This is a genomic window from Pseudomonas sp. VD-NE ins, assembly GCF_031882575.1.
GTDB classification, from domain to species: domain Bacteria; phylum Pseudomonadota; class Gammaproteobacteria; order Pseudomonadales; family Pseudomonadaceae; genus Aquipseudomonas; species Aquipseudomonas fluorescens_BZ.
Map to the genome: position 1 here is coordinate 2,874,639 of NZ_CP134772.1, position 15,753 is coordinate 2,890,391.

Annotated in this window: 22 protein-coding genes; 21 read left to right on the forward strand and 1 reads right to left on the reverse strand. The window is 58.3% G+C overall.

The genetic code is table 11. From position 1 onward, the window contains the following. Positions 1-44: 44 nt before the first annotated feature. From RMV17_RS12690 to RMV17_RS12790, 21 genes are all read left to right on the forward strand, one after another. On the forward strand, positions 45-347 hold the full coding sequence (locus tag RMV17_RS12690; protein WP_311886723.1) for a hypothetical protein: 303 nt from the start codon (positions 45-47) through the stop codon (positions 345-347). Positions 348-350: 3 nt separating this feature from the next. Then, positions 351-902 (forward strand): hypothetical protein, encoded by a 552-nt coding sequence (locus RMV17_RS12695; RefSeq protein ID WP_311886724.1) that lies wholly within the window; start codon positions 351-353, stop codon positions 900-902. A gap of 2 nt (positions 903-904) precedes the next feature. Beyond that, on the forward strand, positions 905-1,267 hold the full coding sequence (locus RMV17_RS12700) for a phage head closure protein (protein ID WP_311886725.1): 363 nt from the start codon (positions 905-907) through the stop codon (positions 1,265-1,267). After that, complete coding sequence (locus tag RMV17_RS12705; RefSeq protein WP_311886726.1) at positions 1,260-1,781, forward strand: hypothetical protein; 522 nt, start codon at positions 1,260-1,262, stop codon at positions 1,779-1,781. The genes RMV17_RS12700 and RMV17_RS12705 overlap by 8 nt, the downstream gene beginning before the upstream one ends. A gap of 74 nt (positions 1,782-1,855) precedes the next feature. Next, positions 1,856-2,251, forward strand: a complete 396-nt coding sequence (locus tag RMV17_RS12710; RefSeq protein ID WP_311886727.1) for a hypothetical protein — start codon at positions 1,856-1,858, stop codon at positions 2,249-2,251. Positions 2,252-2,311: 60 nt separating this feature from the next. Continuing rightward, on the forward strand, positions 2,312-2,902 hold the full coding sequence (locus tag RMV17_RS12715; RefSeq protein ID WP_311886728.1) for a hypothetical protein: 591 nt from the start codon (positions 2,312-2,314) through the stop codon (positions 2,900-2,902). After that, positions 2,899-3,090: a DUF2635 domain-containing protein gene (locus RMV17_RS12720; protein ID WP_311886729.1), complete on the forward strand. Its 192-nt coding sequence runs from the start codon at positions 2,899-2,901 to the stop codon at positions 3,088-3,090. The genes RMV17_RS12715 and RMV17_RS12720 overlap by 4 nt, the downstream gene beginning before the upstream one ends. Then, a complete protein-coding gene (locus RMV17_RS12725; protein ID WP_311886730.1) occupies positions 3,090-4,586 on the forward strand; it encodes a phage tail sheath subtilisin-like domain-containing protein in 1,497 nt (498 codons plus the stop codon). The genes RMV17_RS12720 and RMV17_RS12725 overlap by 1 nt, the downstream gene beginning before the upstream one ends. 59 nt (positions 4,587-4,645) lie before the next feature. Beyond that, a complete protein-coding gene (locus RMV17_RS12730) occupies positions 4,646-4,993 on the forward strand; it encodes a phage tail tube protein (protein WP_150705655.1) in 348 nt (115 codons plus the stop codon). Then, positions 4,990-5,286 carry a phage tail assembly protein gene (locus tag RMV17_RS12735; RefSeq protein ID WP_311886731.1) on the forward strand — a complete coding sequence of 99 codons (297 nt, stop codon included), beginning with the start codon at positions 4,990-4,992 and terminating at the stop codon, positions 5,284-5,286. Before RMV17_RS12730 ends, RMV17_RS12735 begins: the two co-directional genes overlap by 4 nt. 130 nt (positions 5,287-5,416) lie before the next feature. Further along, positions 5,417-7,489 carry a phage tail tape measure protein gene (locus tag RMV17_RS12740; RefSeq protein ID WP_311886732.1) on the forward strand — a complete coding sequence of 691 codons (2,073 nt, stop codon included), beginning with the start codon at positions 5,417-5,419 and terminating at the stop codon, positions 7,487-7,489. After that, positions 7,490-8,746 carry a DNA circularization N-terminal domain-containing protein gene (locus tag RMV17_RS12745; RefSeq protein WP_311886733.1) on the forward strand — a complete coding sequence of 419 codons (1,257 nt, stop codon included), beginning with the start codon at positions 7,490-7,492 and terminating at the stop codon, positions 8,744-8,746. Positions 8,747-8,749: 3 nt separating this feature from the next. Beyond that, the gene (locus RMV17_RS12750; RefSeq protein WP_311886734.1) at positions 8,750-9,862 is read left to right on the forward strand and encodes a phage baseplate assembly protein; all 1,113 of its coding nucleotides are present in this window, start codon (positions 8,750-8,752) and stop codon (positions 9,860-9,862) included. After that, positions 9,859-10,365, forward strand: a complete 507-nt coding sequence (locus tag RMV17_RS12755; protein WP_311886735.1) for a phage baseplate assembly protein V — start codon at positions 9,859-9,861, stop codon at positions 10,363-10,365. The genes RMV17_RS12750 and RMV17_RS12755 overlap by 4 nt, the downstream gene beginning before the upstream one ends. After that, a complete protein-coding gene (locus tag RMV17_RS12760; RefSeq protein WP_311886736.1) occupies positions 10,365-10,763 on the forward strand; it encodes a phage GP46 family protein in 399 nt (132 codons plus the stop codon). The genes RMV17_RS12755 and RMV17_RS12760 overlap by 1 nt, the downstream gene beginning before the upstream one ends. After that, positions 10,753-11,790: a baseplate J/gp47 family protein gene (locus RMV17_RS12765; protein WP_311886737.1), complete on the forward strand. Its 1,038-nt coding sequence runs from the start codon at positions 10,753-10,755 to the stop codon at positions 11,788-11,790. The genes RMV17_RS12760 and RMV17_RS12765 overlap by 11 nt, the downstream gene beginning before the upstream one ends. Then, positions 11,781-12,380 (forward strand): putative phage tail protein, encoded by a 600-nt coding sequence (locus tag RMV17_RS12770; protein WP_311886738.1) that lies wholly within the window; start codon positions 11,781-11,783, stop codon positions 12,378-12,380. Before RMV17_RS12765 ends, RMV17_RS12770 begins: the two co-directional genes overlap by 10 nt. A 10-nt stretch (positions 12,381-12,390) precedes the next feature. Continuing rightward, positions 12,391-13,596 (forward strand): hypothetical protein, encoded by a 1,206-nt coding sequence (locus tag RMV17_RS12775; RefSeq protein ID WP_311902256.1) that lies wholly within the window; start codon positions 12,391-12,393, stop codon positions 13,594-13,596. Continuing rightward, complete coding sequence (locus tag RMV17_RS12780; RefSeq protein WP_311886740.1) at positions 13,596-14,015, forward strand: tail fiber assembly protein; 420 nt, start codon at positions 13,596-13,598, stop codon at positions 14,013-14,015. The genes RMV17_RS12775 and RMV17_RS12780 overlap by 1 nt, the downstream gene beginning before the upstream one ends. Before the next feature lie 58 nt (positions 14,016-14,073). Beyond that, positions 14,074-14,499 (forward strand): cell wall hydrolase, encoded by a 426-nt coding sequence (locus RMV17_RS12785; RefSeq protein WP_311886741.1) that lies wholly within the window; start codon positions 14,074-14,076, stop codon positions 14,497-14,499. Continuing rightward, a complete protein-coding gene (locus tag RMV17_RS12790; protein WP_311886742.1) occupies positions 14,499-15,005 on the forward strand; it encodes a lysis system i-spanin subunit Rz in 507 nt (168 codons plus the stop codon). Before RMV17_RS12785 ends, RMV17_RS12790 begins: the two co-directional genes overlap by 1 nt. On the opposite strand, the gene RMV17_RS12795 is transcribed toward RMV17_RS12790, so the two are convergent. Continuing rightward, positions 15,002-15,706 (reverse strand): hypothetical protein, encoded by a 705-nt coding sequence (locus RMV17_RS12795; protein ID WP_311886743.1) that lies wholly within the window; start codon positions 15,704-15,706, stop codon positions 15,002-15,004. The genes RMV17_RS12790 and RMV17_RS12795 overlap by 4 nt on opposite strands. Positions 15,707-15,753: the final 47 nt, after the last annotated feature.

Here is a 15,753-nt window from a genome sequence, read left to right on the forward strand (position 1 = left end):
ATGACCCCGCTCTGGCGGGGTTTCGCGTATCTGAGGGTTGAGTGATGACCGATAAAGTAGTGGTGCGTTTTTTGAAAGCCTGGCGTGGTTACTCGACTGATGAGTTGGCTGCCTTCGATCAGGCAGTTGTTGATGGTTTGGAGTCCAAAGGCTTTGCCGAAGTCCATCAGGCTGGTGGCGAAACCGCAACGAAAGGGAAGGGCGGTAAAGGCAAAACCCAGAAAGCCGGCACAGCAAAAGCCGAGGGCAATCAGCCGGCAGGGGTGGGCGGCAATCCGGATGGAACCGGCGTCGGTGCCGACAATAACGAGAGCGGCGGCGGTGGCCTCGACGAAGAGAAACCCTAAGCCATGGCCCGTCGAATCGAGTACTTCGGCGAGCCAGTTTTGACACTGGAACAGGTGGCTTTCCAGTGTCGACTGGAGCCTGAGGACATGGAGCCGGGGTTGATCAGCGACATCATCATCCCCGGCGTTACGACCCAATGTGAATCCAAAACCGGTGCAGGTATTCGCGGGGCGATCTACGAAGAAGACTGGCCCGCTGCGTTCCCCTCCGGGCATGCGCTGGATGTGGGGCAGGCGACTGAGGTTGTTTCGGTCACGGTCCGGCAGCCTGATGGTGCATGGAGCGATTACGCTGGAGCGGTAGATCTCGAACAGGGCCAGCGCGAAAGCTTCGTATCGTTCCCCGCTGGGCGGCCTGCTGGCGTCTTGCGTATCCGCTACAAGGCAGAGACTGACCTTGATCTTCACCCCGGCGTTCGCAACTGGTTGCTGATGGCGGCGGCAACGATCCTTCGGCATCCAGAAATGTTCCTGGTCGGCCAGTCGCTGTCCGAGTTGCCTTCAGAGTTTCTTGATCATTTGGTGGCTGAGGTCACCGTTCCGCCGAGGTTCTGACCATGGCCTACCGCGAACCGAGTGCCGGCGAGCTGGATCGGCGTATTTTGCTCAGACTCCGCACAGATGTCCCGACACCGGCTCAGGGCCTCGATTCAATCTTCACCGACGAGAAAAGGCGTTGGGCGAAGATCGAGCCAGTCGGTACCGCCGTCTACACGGCTGGTGTTCAGACCGACGTCAAGATCACCCACCGGGTGACGTTCTACTACCTCAAGGGCGTGAGTGATGCGCATGAAGTCGTGCATGACGGGATTATCTATCGGGTGCGGCGGGTCGCGGATATGAATGGAACGCGTCGCTTCACCATTCTGGAAGTCGAAGAACTCGGGCCGCAAAAGCCTGGAGGTGGAATCTATGGCTAACTCCGCGTCGGTCGAAAGTTACCTGCATGTCGAGGGCTTCGAAGATTTCGAGCGCGAAGCATTCGACAAGAAGAAGATCCGCGCCGGAATGCGCAAGGCCGGTCTGCTGGTGACCCAGCACGCGCAAATGAACCTGGTGCTGGGCAAGGGACGGCAGGGCTACCCAGTCAACCGAACCGGCGAGACCGTCAGCTCCATCAAGTTCAAGGTGTCGCGCTCCGGCTTCATGGTCAAGATTTCCCCGACCCTCACGCCTGCAATGGGCGAGTTCTACCCGGCTTACCTTTACTATGGCGTAAAGCAAGGCCGAAAGCCCCAAAAGCTCGCGCCCGGTAAAGGCATCGGGCGCAAGAATCGACGGCAGGCCGGCGTTCGTGCCCGACTTGTCGCCGAGCGGGCGGCGGGGGAATGGCGGATCAAACCGCACGACAACTACATGGCTGACGCCCTTCAGGACTCATCCGAGCAAGTTCGGTCAATCCTGTTCACGGCGTTCGCGGCGGCGCTGTCATGAGCTGTTGTCGGTGTAGCGGGCATTCTCCAAAGCTTTTGCGATAGGCTTGCTGCTCTGTTAACAGGGAGTTATCTATGAAAGCGTTGAGTTTAATTGCCTCCGTCGTCATGTCCGTCTCGGCGGTTACTGCGCATGCTGTAGAAGCTGCGAGGGAAGCCCCCAGTGCTGCAATCGATCGCATCACCCTCATCTACCTGAACCATAAGATCTACCCCAACGGTTCTGTCGAGTGTGATTCGAAAGTGATTGGCAACCGCTCGATGATTGGGTGCTGGAACCTGACATTGAACGGTAAGAGCGCGCCGCACATCTGGCTCTACGAAGCCAATAAATTCCAGTCGGTGAACGGAAGCGCCCGCCAATTGGCGGAAGGGAAGTTTTCCAAAGAGTCAGATGTAACCGTCGTGAAGCTGCCTTTGCCAAGCGACATCAATGTTGGTTCGGCGGTGGAGGCCTTCACTACAGGCTGATCCCCGCTCCTCGAAAAAGCCTCGCACTCGCGAGGTTTTTTTATGCCCGGGAGTTGATCAATGAAGTTGAACCCGATTGTTGCCCATCTCAAGGCGACATGCCCGACCTATGCCGGTCGGGTTGCAGCCGGTATCGATTGGGACGCTGTTGCGGAGACTGCCAAGCTCCCCATGCCAGCGGCATACGTGATTGCAGCGGCAGATGCCGCAGCGCCCAGCAAGGCACAGAACGCTGTGATACAGGAAGTCACAGACCAGTTTGCCGTTGTGGTTGTTTTGGACGCCGGGGATGAACGGGGGCAAGAGGCCAACGATCAGTTGCACGACTTGCGTTCAGAACTATGGCGCGCTCTGGTGGGTTGGAAGCCTGGCCCGGAGTACACGCTGATCGAATACGACAAAGGTGCGCTGGTTTTCGTCAGTCGTGCCCGAGTCATCTACCAATACCTTTTTACCGCCGAATTCCAGATCGGCCGCAATCGATCGGACCAACCTCCAGAGACCTGGCACGAACTGGAGCTAGACGGTCTGGCCAATTTCACCGGCGCGAACATCCGCATGGATTGCATCGACCCGGCGGACCCCAACCTGAAGCGCCCCGGCCCGGACGGGCGCATTGAAGTCCAATTCACTGGAGACGTAAAACCATGACCAAGCGCATCACTGTGGCGCCGGCCTCTGGCCGCTCTGTGCCCGACCCGGAGGCGGGCGACCTGTTGCCCGTTGAGGGCCGGGAAGTCCCCGACAATGCCTGGTGGCGCCGTCGCCTGGCTGACGGTGATGTCACCACCAAATCCACCAAGGCCGTTACAGCGGCGAAACCCGAGGACGGCAAATAATGGCCATCGGATTCAGCAACATCCCCGCCGATATCCGAGTGCCGCTGTTCTACGCGGAAATGGATAGCTCGGCAGCAAACAGCGCGTCGAGCGCGATGCGCCGCCTCATCGTCGCACAGGTTAATGACGATGCTGAGAGCGAAAGCATCGGCAAGTTGGTGCTGGTCTCCAGCCTCTCGATCGCCAAGAGCATCGCCGGCCAAGGCTCAATGCTTGCCGCGATGTACGAGAATTGGCGCAAGGTCGACCCGATCGGCGAGGTGTGGTGTTTGCCACTGCAAAACGAAACCGGTGAATCTGCTTCGGCAACCGTCACCTTCACCGGAGCGGCAACCGAGGCCGGATTGCTGAACCTTTACATCGGCGGCGTCCGCGTGCAGTCGGTGGTTGCGTCGGCGGCGACTCCAGCGATTGTTGCCGCCGCGCTTGCTGTGAAGATCAACGCAACGCCAGATCTGCCGGTCACCGCTGCGGCCGCTTCCGGCGTGGTCACGTTGACCTGCAAGTGGACGGGAGAAAGTGGCAACGACATCAGCATCCAGATGAATCGACTGGGCAAGTCCAATGGCGAATCCACGCCGGCAGGATTGACCGTAGTCACCACGTCGATGGCCGCGGGCGTCGGTGCTCCGGATGTGGTCGATGCGATCGCAGCGCTGGGTGATGAGCCCTTCGAATTCCTGTGTCAGCCATGGTCGGACTCGACCACGCTGAATGCCTGGAAAGACGCGATGGACGACAACACCGGTCGCTGGAGCTGGGCGAAACAGTTGTTCGGCCATGTCTACACTGCCAAGCGCGGCACCATCGGTACGTTGGTGGCGGCAGGGCAAGTGCGCAACGATCAGCACATGACCATCCAGGGTGTCGAGCCCGGGGTGCCTCAACCGGTATGGGTGGTGGCGGCATCGCTCGCGGCACGCACGGCGGTGTTCATCTCTGCCGATGCCAGCCGTCCAACGCAGAGCGGCAGCATGCCGGGCGTGGATCCGGCGCCGGCCAGTGACCGCTTCACCCTCACAGAGCGCCAGTCGCTGCTGAACTACGGTATCGCCACTGCGTACTACGAAGGCGGCTACGTGCGCATCCAGCGCTCGATCACCACCTACCAGAAGAACGCTTATGGCCAAGCCGACAATTCGTACCTGGACAGCGAGACCATGCACCAGTCGGCGTTTATCGTCCGGCGCATGCAGAGCGTGATCACCAGCAAGTACGGTCGGCACAAGTTGGCGAGCGACGGCACGCGCTTCGGCGCCGGCCAACCCATCGTCACACCGGCGACCATTCGCGGCGAGCTGATCGCGCAGTACGCCAAGCTCGAACTGGAAGGCCACGTGGAAAACGCCGATCTTTTCGCCGAGCACTTGGTGGTCGAGCGAGATCTCAATGATCCGAGCCGGGTCAACGTGCTGTTCCCGCCTGACTACATCAACGGCCTGCGCATCTTCGCGCTGCTCAACCAGTTCCGCCTCCAGTACGACGAAGCGGCGTAACGCTCAATTGAACACCCAGCCCGCCCTGTGCGGGCTTTTTCATTCTGGAGACAAAGACCATGGGCGAAAAAGTAGCCGGCACCGCGTACGTCAAAGTAGACGGTGAGCAGCTGACCATCACAGGTGGCGCGGAAGCCCCGTTGATGGAAGTAAAACGCGAGACGATCTATCCCGGTTTTTTCAAGGAAGAAGAGCTCGCGCCTTACCTGAAGATGACCGCGCTGATGCCGCAGGGCTTTCCGATCAAAAAACTGGCCAACGGTCGGGACATGACGGTGACTTGTGAATTCAACAACGGTCGTGTCTACGTGCTGTCGGGGGCATTCCTCGTCGATGAGCCTTCTTTCAAGGGCGACGATGGCACACTTGAACTGCAATTCGATGGCGTTAAAGGGAGCTGGCAATGAGTGATCTGGTGAAGTTGCAGGTGGCGATCGAGGCTCACGGCGAGCCGGTGACCGAGTTGACCATGCGCCGTCCGACGGTACAGGAAGTTCGGGCCATCAAGGCGCTGCCGTACAAGATCGACAAGAACGAAGAAGTCAGCCTGGACATGGACGTGGCCGCTAAATACATCGCCGTCTGCGCTGGCATCCCGCCGTCGTCGGTCAACCAGTTGGATCTGGCAGACCTGAATTCGCTGAGCTGGGCGGTGGCCAGTTTTTTCATGAGTGCGGCGTCGACTCCATCCACGACCTGATCGCCGTTGCTTATGACCTGGCGTGGTTCTGGAAAACGGATCCGGAACTGATGTTGGCTCGACCCATCGACGTGCTCCGCGAATCCATGGAGCACGCGCAACGAATCAATAGTCTCCAGCAGGTGCAGTGATGGCGGATAAGTTTCAGCTCAAGGCGTTGATCACCGGCGTCGATAAGCTGTCGCCGATGCTGGGCGGCATCCGGAAAAAAGTTGCGGGCTTTCGCAAGCAATTGGAAGGCTCGGGGCTCGGCAAGATCAGCTTTCAAGATGTGTTGCAGGGCGGGGCTTTCGCTGCGCCGTTTGTCGCGGGTACCAAAGCGGCGATTGAATTCGAATCGTCCATGGCCGATGTGAAAAAGGTGGTCGATTTCGACACGCCTGAGCAGTTCAAGGCCATGGGCAAAAATGTGCTTGATCTGTCCGAGAAAATGCCGATGGCGGCCAGTGGCATCGCCGCTATCGTCGCCGCCGGCGGGCAGGCTGGTTTCGCCGCCGGCGAGCTGCGCCAGTTCGCGGAAGACGCGGTGAAGATGGGCATCGCGTTTGACCAGACTGCCGAGCAGTCGGGCGAGATGATGGCCAAATGGCGGACGTCGTTCAAACTTACGCAGCCAGAGGTTGTAAAACTGGCGGACCAGATCAACTACCTGAGCAACACCGGGCCATCCTCTGCGGCGCAGATTGCCGACATTGTCACCCGCATTGGCCCTCTGGGGAAAATTGCGGGCCTGGCGTCGGGGCAGATCGCAGCGATGGGCGCGACGCTTGCGGGGGTGGGGGTGCCGAGTGAGGTCGCGGCGACTGGCCTGAAGAACTTCATGCTGGCACTGACCAAAGGGAAGGCTGCAACCAAGGAGCAAACGCAAGCCTTCAAGTCGCTCAGACTGGACGTGAAGAAAGTTTCCGAAGGCATGCAGAAGGATGCTCAGGGAACGATGCTTGATGTGCTCGAGCGCGTTGCGAAAGTTGCACCTGAAAAACAGGCGGGATTGCTGACTCAGCTCTTCGGATCTGAATCAGTTACAGCAATCGCTCCGCTTCTGACGAATCTTGATTTGCTGAAAAAGAGCTTCGGCGACGTTTCGGCAAGCACCAAATTCGCTGGCTCGATGAACAAGGAATACGAAGCCCGTTCGGCGACGACGGCGAACGCGTTACAGCTGATGCGCAACCGAGTCACCCGACTTGGCATTGAGATCGGCAACGCACTGCTGCCGCCGCTCAACGAAATCATGACGCTGATGGGGCCGATCGTGAGTCAGATTTCGGAGTTCGCCGCGGCGAACCCCGGTCTGGTCAAGGGCATCCTCGGCGCTGGCCTTGCCTTCGTCGCGCTCAAGTTGGCGGTGATGGGCAGTATCGTGGCCATGAAACTGTTCGACACCGCGACCAAGGTTTCGGTAGTTGGCTGGGTTATACGCGGACTCGCGCTGGCGGCTGGCCTGCTGATTGCGAACTGGCAGAAGGTGGCGCCGTTCTTCTCGGCCCTCTGGAACCTGATCAAGGCAGTAGCCCTGCGCGCCCAGCTGGCGTGGGACAAATTCACCCAGACCAGCCCGGTTCTCGCGAAAAGCTTGATGGGCGCGGCTGCGGGCTTCCTTGCAATGCGCGTTGCAATGCTGGCCGCAAACGTCGCCGGTAAGATCTTCAGCGCCACGCTGTTTGTGGTGCGCGGGGCCGTGCTTGCCGCGACGGTGGCGACCCGGATATTCAACCTAGTGGCGAAAGCTAACCCGTTCATTCTGATCGCCAGCCTGATTGCAATGGCTGCCGGCGCCTTGATCGCAAACTGGGAGCCCGCGCTCCAGTGGTTCAAGGATGCGTGGGACAAGATCAGCGGGTGGGTGAAATCGATCATGGGCGCGTTCGGCATGGTGGGCGACGCCGGCATGGATGGTGCGGTGAATAGCGCAACCAACGCCGTCAACAACCTGACCATGCAAGTGGCACCCGCGCGTGCCGGTAACGGCGACGGCACATTGCTCCGGCCACGGCCGGAGGGTGAGCGCTGGTCGCCGCAAGGTGATTCGCTGGTTCAAAATGCCATGGCCGCCAGTCAGCCAAAGCTGCAGGGCGAATTGGTGATGCGTTTCGAGAACCCACCGCCTGGCCTTCAGGTCGACAAGCCACACACCAATCAGCCGGGGCTGAACATCAAACCCAACGTAGGCACCCGCACCGTGGGTGTGATGAGGCCGTAAATGGATCAGACATGGCGTGATCAAATGCTGCCGGCGTCGTTCCGGGGGATTAGTTTTTTGATCCCTCAGGCTTCGGTGCCGGTCGGCATGAAAGTGCAGCTGCACGAGTTTCCGCAACGCGACGAGCCCTACGCCGAGCAACTGGGCAAACAGGCTCAGGTTCACCGGCTGGTTTGTTGGATCATCGGCGACGACTGTTTCGAGCGCCGCGATAGGTTCATGGAGGCCTTAGAAACTCCAGGCGCTGGTGAGCTGGTGCACCCCTGGTTGGGCCGCATGCAGGTAAAAGCGGGTGAAGCCGAGCTGACGCATGACTTCAAGCAGGGCGGCATGGCCGCTTTCGCGGTGACGTTCTATCCGGACATCCCGCTAAAGTTTCCGACGGCGAAGGTCAATACCCAGCAGCAGGTGGTAAAGGCCTCCGATAGCCTGCTGGATTCCGCGCTGGCCCGGTACCAGTCGGCGATGGAGAGAGTGGATCAGGCCCGTCTGGGGTTGGCCCGTCTGCGCAACAGCCTATCGGGCGTGTACACGGTAATTCAGCAGCAGTTCTCGACAATCATCGGTGCCTTCACCAACCTGACCGGCTTTGTGCAGTCACTGATGAATGCGCCGGATTCACTCTCGTCTCTGTTCTCTAGCTACTTCAGTGAGTTTTCGGTGGATGATTACCTGGGCGACGACTCCGGTTCGAACTACCGGAACTCGGTGGCCACCGCCACGCAGCAAACCGAGGCCGTGGCCAGCATCAATACCGTCAGCGATTCGGGCGGTGTTGATGCGGCGGCGGCTTCCCAAGCCACTGCCAATCTGGTGCAGGATGCGTTGTTGGTTCAGGTCGCCCTGATCATCAGTGAAATGCCTGTAGCCTCGCAGCCGGTTTCGACGGCCACGGTTGCTTCGGTCGAGCAGCAGGCCGTGCAGCCGATCGTGCGTCCGGAGGTGCCGGTGGCTGACGACGTGATCGAGCTGCGCGACAACCTCAATGAGGCAATCTTTCAGGCGTCCTTGAAGGCTGATCCCGAGCACTACATGGCGCTCAACACCCTGCGACAGACCATCGTCAAACACCTGACTGCCGTTGCTGAGTCGGGCGTGCGCCTAGTGGAAATCACGCCGCGTGAGACGCTGTCGGCGCTGGTGCTGGCCTATCGTCGGTTCGGTGATGCCACGCGTGAATCCGAAGTGGTCCAGCGCAACCGCCTGCGTCATCCCGGCTTCGTCCCGGCCCGCCCGATCAAAATCGCCCAGAGGTAACCCATGGAAGACGTCAACGCTGTCAGCCTCACGGTTGACGGTCTGGATTACTTCGGCTGGAAATCGGTAGAGATCACCGCCGGGCTTGAGGATCAGGCGCGGTCATTCACCCTGAACATCACATGGAAGTGGCCCGGCCAGCCCTTGCCGCTGCCGATCAAGCAGGGCGCCAAGTGCCAGGTCAAGATTGGCGATGACCTTGTTCTGACCGGCTGGGTGTTCGCCACACCGATCAGCTACGACCATCAGCAAATCACCACAAGCGTCAGCGGCCGTTCCCTCACCGCCGATCTGGTGGACTGTGCGGCAGTCAATAAGCCGGGGCAGTGGAACAACCAAAGCGTCCTTTTGATCGTCAAGGCGCTGGCGTCGCCTTACGGTGTTCGTGTCCGCAGTGAAATCCCGGAAGGGGCAAAGCTGTCAGACCATACGATCGAGCCAGGCGAAACCGTTTTCGAATCCATCGACCGCCTGCTGACGCTGTTCCGCGTCTTCTCCACTGACGACGCCAAGGGTATGGCCGTGCTGGCCAAGCCCGGCAGCGAGGTCCGGGCATTCGATGCGCTGGAAGTCGGCAATAACATCCTGACGGGTGACGCCGCGCTGGATTTCTCGGCGGTGTTTTCCGAATACCAGGTGCTCGGCCAGAAGAGCGGTACCGACGAAGAGTTCGGTGAGCAGGCGGCAGAGGTGTCGGCGGTGGTGGCAGATCCGCGCGTTGGTCGCAAGCGGGTCATGATCATTCAGGAATCCGGCCAGATGACCAACGAACTGGCGCGGGCCCGGGCGAACTGGGAGCGCGGCACGCGCATGGGTAAAGCGCTAACCACCAATTACACGGTGCATGGCTGGCGGCAGTCAAACGGCGCGCTCTGGAAACACAACTCGCTGGTGCGGATCATCGATCCAATTATGGGCTTCGATCGAATCATGCTCATCGCACGGGTGACTTACACGCTCAGCGATAGTGGGCAGATCACCAAGTTGGAGGTCGGTCCGCCGGACGGCTTCGAGCCTGAACCGCACGACCCGCACAAAGACCGCAAGCTGAAGAAAGGCGGCAAGGCCGACAACTTCGAATACCTTATCCCCGCAGACTACGAGCCGAAAAAATGAGCCTGAAAAGCATGATGGCGCGCGGCACGGTTGTGCTGGCGGCGGCCGAGAAGATGATGCAGACGCTGCAGGTGAGACTGACCGCCGGCGAGCTGAAGGACAACGTGGAACACTTTGAGCCTTACGGCCTTACCAGCAACCCATTGCCGGGCGCCGAGGTGTTGACATTGTTCCTCGGCGGCGATCGCTCCCACGCTGTCGTCGTGGTTGTCGCCGATCGCCGGTACCGCATCACGGAGCTGAAGCCGGGCGAGGTGGCGATCTACACAGACGAAGGCGACAAAATCCACTTCAAGCGCGGGCGGATCATCGATATCGAGACAAGCACGCTGAACATCAAAGCAACGACTGCGGTGAACTTTGATACCCCGGTCATCAACCAGACCGGGAAGATTGTGTCGACCGGTGATCAATTGGCCGGCGGCGTCAGTCAGATCCAGCACGTTCACACCAATGTCCAAGCGGGCAACGGCAACAGCGGGCCACCCGCAGCGGGGGGCTGATGATCTTTTCTGATGATCGTGAGCCAACCTTGACCCGCGCGGTGCTGATCAGTCTGTTTACTTGGCGCCGAGCACTGACCGATGACCCCGTGGATGATGAAGAGCTGTACGGCTGGTGGGGTGACAGCTACCCGGGTATCGCCGACGACCGCATCGGATCGCGTCTGTGGCTGTTGCGGCGGGTCAAGCTAACTGACGCCACGCAGCGCGATGCCGAGTTCTACGCGAACGAAGCCCTGCGGTGGCTACTGGACGATGGCCACGTGATCGCGATCGAGATAACCAGCGAGAAGGCCGAAATCAACCGGCTGAATCTGACGGTCATCCTCACGGTGCCGGGCGGCGATCGCATCGAAATCAAACCCATATCTTCCTGGCAGGTGATCTATGCCGTTTGAAACACCTTCACTGCCCGTGCTGGTCAGCCGCACGCAAAACGATCTAGCCAGCGACTCGCTCCGGCGCTCAGATGCTCAGGTGCTTGCACGCACTTTGAGTGGTACTGCTTATGGCCTTTACGGTTACCTCGACTGGATCGTCGCCCAGATCCTGCCGGACAAGGCTGATGAGGAAACATTGGAGCGGATCGCGGCCCTGCGCCTGAACCAGCCGCGCAAGGCCGCTCAGCCTTCTGAAGGCGCGGCGAGTTTCACCGCTGTTGCTGGTGCAGTTCTGGACCAGACTGTTGTTCTGCAATCCGGCGATGGCCGTATGTATCGGGTGTCCGAGCCAGTCACCACGGTCGCCGGTGTGAATAGCGTGAATGTACAAGCCGTGGACGCCGGAACTCTGGGTAACGCTAGCACTGGGGCGCAATTGATGCTGGTGCAGCCAGTTAATGGGGTGGTGAATGCATTCACGATTCTTGCCCCTGGCCTTATAGGGGGCATCCCCGAGGAAAGCATAGAGTCTTTGCGGGCAAGGGTGATTCGCTCATATCGCGTAATTCCTCACGGCGGGTCTGCTGATGACTATGAGACCTGGGCGTTGGAAGTGCCTGGCGTAACGCGGGCTTGGTGTCGGCGAAACCATATGGGGCCAGGAACAGTAGGGGTGTTTGTCATGCGTGATAATGATCCAGTACCTGTGCCCAGTCCTGCACAGTTGGCCGAGGTGAAAGCACACATCGAACCTCTCCGCCCAGTTACAGCAGAAGTATTCGTCCTTCCCCCAATCGAAAAGCATGTGTCGTACAACATCCGACTCAGGCCGGACAGTTCAGCAATCCGGGCAGCCGTTGAAGCTCAACTGATTGACTTGCACAATCGTGAAGCAGGATTGGGATCGACGCTTTTGTTGACGCACATTCGCGAGGCGATCAGCAGCGCTACAGGTGAAGTTGACCATGATCTTGAGTGGCCTTTGGCAAACGTAACCGCGGCTCCTAGTGAGTTGCTGATTTACTGGGGGGTCGCATGGTTGTAGCTCGAACTGCCGACGAATATCGCCAGCAACTGCGTGGGTTACTGCCTGCCGGTCCGGCATGGGATCCCGACCTAGTTCCAGAAATTGATTTGGTTCTATCCGGGGTGTCTGTTGAGTTCTCTCGTCTGGATGAGAGAGCTGTCGATCTTTTGAATGAGATGGACCCAGCGTCAGTGAACGAGCTGGTACCTGACTGGGAGTCCGTGATGGGGCTTCCAGATGCATGCCTCGGGCCGAATGCCGCTTTCGAAGATCGGCGCCTTGCAGTTCGCCGGCGGCTAGTTGAAATCGGAGGCCAGAGCCGAGCGTACTTCCTCGAGATAGCCATTAGTCAGGGATATCCATCCCCGACGATCACTGAGCACAGAGCGCCCCGTATGGGGCGTTCGCATTTTGGGTCTGCACACTTCGGCACTTGGGGCGCGCAATTCTTGTGGACGCTCAATACGGGTAGCCGACAACGCATTGGCCGCAGATTCGGCGCGAGCTTCTGGGGTGAGCGCTTTGGAACAAATCCTGGCAACGCACTTGAGTGCCTGATTCGGCGTTCGGCGCCGGCGCACACCGTCGTGCGCATCAATTACGACTGAGGGGAAAAACGTGGATTATCCGATTAGCGTGCCAAACATTGGGTTGGTGGGCGGAAAGTTCGTGAACGAGGATTCGTTCGCCGGTACGCCTGGCTCCCTGATCCCTGCCCAGTGGGGCAACGCAGTTACCGACGAAATTGTAAATGTCATTACCGGGGCTGGGCTGGTTCCGACTGAAGCCAGCGTCACGCAGTTGCTGGCAGCTATACGCCTCATCAACAAACAACCTGTAATTCTCAATGCGACCGGCCCAGCAAACGCTTACGCCGCAGTCAACACTCCTGCATTGACGGCCTTTCCTGCAAATGGATATCTGCAACGTCTGCTTATCAATAACGCTAACACTGGCCCGTCAACTTACGCGCCTGACGGTTTGGTGGCGAAACCTATCTACGGACTCGCGCTGCAACCGCTTCAGGGTGGAGAGTTGCCTGGAGGCATCGCGGTGCTGAGGTATGTTGTGCAGCCCGGCGTGAACAGCGGTAATGGTGCCTGGGTAATTAATGAGGCGCCGGGTGCTCGTGTTCAAATTCCCCAAGGTACCGCGGGCAGTCATGCCATGCGGCTTGATCAGGCAGTGGGGCGGCTGATCAATATACAAACTTTTACATCCAGCGGCACTTACACGCCAAGTGCAGGAACAAGGGCTATTCGGATCCGACTGATCGGTGGTGGTGGCGGCGGAGGTGGCTCAACTACAACCGCAGCGGGACAGATCTCGTTTGGTACTGGCGGAAGCAGTGGTAGTTACGCAGAGGGCTTGTTTACAGTGTTCCCCGCATCAATGGCCGTTTCAGTAGGGGCCGCGGGGTCGGGCGTGACTGGAGTAAATGGCACTGCCGGAGGTTCATCTTCGGTAGGCTCGTTGATCTCGGTTAATGGGGGTAGCCCTGGGGGCGTTTTTGGCCCTGTAGGCGCACCAATTACTGGTGTCGTTGTGCCCACCGGAATATCAATCACTGGAGCCTATCTGGCTGTCCCTAGTGAAGCTGCAATTATGGCTTTTGTCACCTCTACAACCACTGGGTTTTCGGGAGCGGGCGGCAATGGAAAGCTTGGAGCTGGTGGGACCGCTGTGAACTCGGCAGGTACGGGGCAAAGTGGGCGCGGCTATGGCGGCGGCGGGGGGGGCGCGATTTCATTCGCCAGCCAACCACTTGCTAGCGGAGGTGGCAACGGATCGCCGGGCATAGTGATTATCGAGGAGTACACGTGATGAATACTTACGCGAGAGTATCCGAGGAGCTTGTTCACGAACTTTTCTCCACCGACGGCGATATGGCCGAGATGTTTCACCCAGACATGGTTTGGGTAGATATCACTGATTTGGATGTTATTCCTAATGTCGGGTGGAGCGCGTCGCAAAAAAATGGCGTTTGGAGCTTTAGCGAGCCGGCACTGCCAGTGCTCACAGATGCCGAACTCAAAGCGGCCGCACTAGCACTTCGTGATTCGCTATTGTTCGTCGCCGACGAGGCCACAGCCGGGATGAGTGATGCTTACATTGCAGAGCTACTTAATGCCGATGACGTTGCGACATTCAAAGCCTACGCCGCTTACAAACTCAAGCTGAACAAGATCGACAAGCAGGAAGGGTATCCAAAGACCATAGACTGGCCATCACCGCCAGCTTGATTTGATCCTGCCCATATCATCCGCCCATGAGGCGGTTTTTTTATGCCTGGAGAGAGTGATGGCTTTTACTGAAAAAGACCGCGATACCCTCGCGCGCACCCTTTGGGGTGAGGCTCGCGGTGAAGGTACGGCCGGCCAAGTGGCCGTGGCTTGGACTATCCGCAACCGCGTGTTCGACGGCAAAAGCAATTCGTGGTGGGGGGAGGGCTACGCCGGCGTGTGCCAAGCGAAGTACCAGTTCAGTTGCTGGAACAAGAGTGACCCGAACTACCCGTTCCTCAGTGGCGCTCGTGAGATCCCGTTCCGCGAACTTGCACAGTGCCGGATCGCTGCTGATCAGGTGATCGACAGCAAGGTACCGGATCCTACTGGCGGCGCTACGCACTACTACGCGCTAAGCATGAAGGTGGCGCCCGACTGGGCAGCGAAGGCCAAGCGGACCCTGCAACTGGGCAGGCATATCTTCTTCAGGGATGTGCCGTGATGGTCGTACCGTGGAAAGCGGTGGGCGCGCTGGCGCTGGTATTAATCGGCGCCGGCAGCGCCTGGCAGTTTCAGGACTGGCGTTACGGGAAACAGTTGGCGGAGCAGGCGAGGCTGAGCGCCGAAACACTTAATCAACTGACCATCGCTGCAGCTACCGCGCAACAGGTCGAGCTGGACAAGCGCCTGGCGCTCGAGCAGAAGCTTTCGGCCAGTGAGCAAACCCACTTCGAGAAAATGACCAATGCCCAACGTGACCAAGATCGCCTGCGTGATCGCCTTGCCACTTCTGATCTGCGGCTGTCAGTCCTCCTCGACGCAACCGACGTTGCCAAAGGCTGCGACGTGCCAGCCACCGCCGGCACCCGCGGCGTGGATCATGCAGCCGTACGCGCCCGACTTGACCCAGCGCATGCTCAAAGAATTATCGCCATCACCGACACCGGCGACCGGGGGCTGATTGCCCTGTCCGCTTGCCAAGACTATGTACGGAACTTTTTCCGTTAGTCGAGAAAGATAATATGGTCCTTGGCTGTTTTGAGTAAGTCTGTAAAGGTTTCATCAAGTTCTTTAGTTAGAATTGAGCATTTCTCTCGCTGGGTCGTCTTGGTTAGTTCTGAAACTTTTTCTACGAGTTCTAGGAAGTCTTCTAAGTGTTCTGAAATTGCAAAGTATTCAAAGGTGCTATGAAAAATTAGTGCATGTGGAGCGACTGCGTGCGGATCTAATAAAATTATGGACTTGGCGGACTCATGTTGGTTCTCGCCGGCATGAGCCACAAAGGAATTTCGTTTCTCCTGTATCATTAAGTGGGTTTTATATAGTTCATTTCCGATAGTTGACTTAAGCTTTTGCTCTGGAATTTTTCCTTTTCTTCGTGTCGAATCGGCGAAGCACTTCCAGTAAGTAATAATGGAAGATATCAAAAGGCTACCAAATACGATGTGATCTGGGTGGTCGCGGTTGAATGGCTCGTTTTGCAGGGCTGAGGCTTCCAGTCTTTGTCTGTAAATTAAGGCTGTTTTGATTGTGGATTCTACTATCTCGAGGTCTTTTGTTATTAGTTGAAAGTCAGCGCATAGCTTTCCAAGCTTGGTGTTTACTTCTATGACCTGGCATGCCTTGCCTTTGTGTATGAATTGCACTTCAACTTTGCCATTGGTTTTTGTTTTTTTTGTTCGTAGGTCGTGCATTATGGAGTTGCGCATGGTCTTCTGCTCATAATGAATAATCAGTGGTGAGAGCCTGAGTAGAA

What these genes read in the sequence shown, in the direction of transcription:
- RMV17_RS12690 (WP_311886723.1), top strand. Translation starts at nt 45, where the DNA reads ATGACCGATAAAGTAGTGGTGCGTTTTTTGAAAGCCTGGCGTGGTTAC.
- RMV17_RS12695 (WP_311886724.1), top strand. Translation starts at nt 351, where the DNA reads ATGGCCCGTCGAATCGAGTACTTCGGCGAGCCAGTTTTGACACTGGAA.
- RMV17_RS12700 (WP_311886725.1), top strand. Translation starts at nt 905, where the DNA reads ATGGCCTACCGCGAACCGAGTGCCGGCGAGCTGGATCGGCGTATTTTG.
- RMV17_RS12705 (WP_311886726.1), top strand. Translation starts at nt 1,260, where the DNA reads ATGGCTAACTCCGCGTCGGTCGAAAGTTACCTGCATGTCGAGGGCTTC.
- RMV17_RS12710 (WP_311886727.1), top strand. Translation starts at nt 1,856, where the DNA reads ATGAAAGCGTTGAGTTTAATTGCCTCCGTCGTCATGTCCGTCTCGGCG.
- RMV17_RS12715 (WP_311886728.1), top strand. Translation starts at nt 2,312, where the DNA reads ATGAAGTTGAACCCGATTGTTGCCCATCTCAAGGCGACATGCCCGACC.
- RMV17_RS12720 (WP_311886729.1), top strand. Translation starts at nt 2,899, where the DNA reads ATGACCAAGCGCATCACTGTGGCGCCGGCCTCTGGCCGCTCTGTGCCC.
- RMV17_RS12725 (WP_311886730.1), top strand. Translation starts at nt 3,090, where the DNA reads ATGGCCATCGGATTCAGCAACATCCCCGCCGATATCCGAGTGCCGCTG.
- RMV17_RS12730 (WP_150705655.1), top strand. Translation starts at nt 4,646, where the DNA reads ATGGGCGAAAAAGTAGCCGGCACCGCGTACGTCAAAGTAGACGGTGAG.
- RMV17_RS12735 (WP_311886731.1), top strand. Translation starts at nt 4,990, where the DNA reads ATGAGTGATCTGGTGAAGTTGCAGGTGGCGATCGAGGCTCACGGCGAG.
- RMV17_RS12740 (WP_311886732.1), top strand. Translation starts at nt 5,417, where the DNA reads ATGGCGGATAAGTTTCAGCTCAAGGCGTTGATCACCGGCGTCGATAAG.
- RMV17_RS12745 (WP_311886733.1), top strand. Translation starts at nt 7,490, where the DNA reads ATGGATCAGACATGGCGTGATCAAATGCTGCCGGCGTCGTTCCGGGGG.
- RMV17_RS12750 (WP_311886734.1), top strand. Translation starts at nt 8,750, where the DNA reads ATGGAAGACGTCAACGCTGTCAGCCTCACGGTTGACGGTCTGGATTAC.
- RMV17_RS12755 (WP_311886735.1), top strand. Translation starts at nt 9,859, where the DNA reads ATGAGCCTGAAAAGCATGATGGCGCGCGGCACGGTTGTGCTGGCGGCG.
- RMV17_RS12760 (WP_311886736.1), top strand. Translation starts at nt 10,365, where the DNA reads ATGATCTTTTCTGATGATCGTGAGCCAACCTTGACCCGCGCGGTGCTG.
- RMV17_RS12765 (WP_311886737.1), top strand. Translation starts at nt 10,753, where the DNA reads ATGCCGTTTGAAACACCTTCACTGCCCGTGCTGGTCAGCCGCACGCAA.
- RMV17_RS12770 (WP_311886738.1), top strand. Translation starts at nt 11,781, where the DNA reads ATGGTTGTAGCTCGAACTGCCGACGAATATCGCCAGCAACTGCGTGGG.
- RMV17_RS12780 (WP_311886740.1), top strand. Translation starts at nt 13,596, where the DNA reads ATGAATACTTACGCGAGAGTATCCGAGGAGCTTGTTCACGAACTTTTC.
- RMV17_RS12785 (WP_311886741.1), top strand. Translation starts at nt 14,074, where the DNA reads ATGGCTTTTACTGAAAAAGACCGCGATACCCTCGCGCGCACCCTTTGG.
- RMV17_RS12790 (WP_311886742.1), top strand. Translation starts at nt 14,499, where the DNA reads ATGGTCGTACCGTGGAAAGCGGTGGGCGCGCTGGCGCTGGTATTAATC.
- RMV17_RS12795 (WP_311886743.1), bottom strand. Translation starts at nt 15,706, where the DNA reads ATGCGCAACTCCATAATGCACGACCTACGAACAAAAAAAACAAAAACC.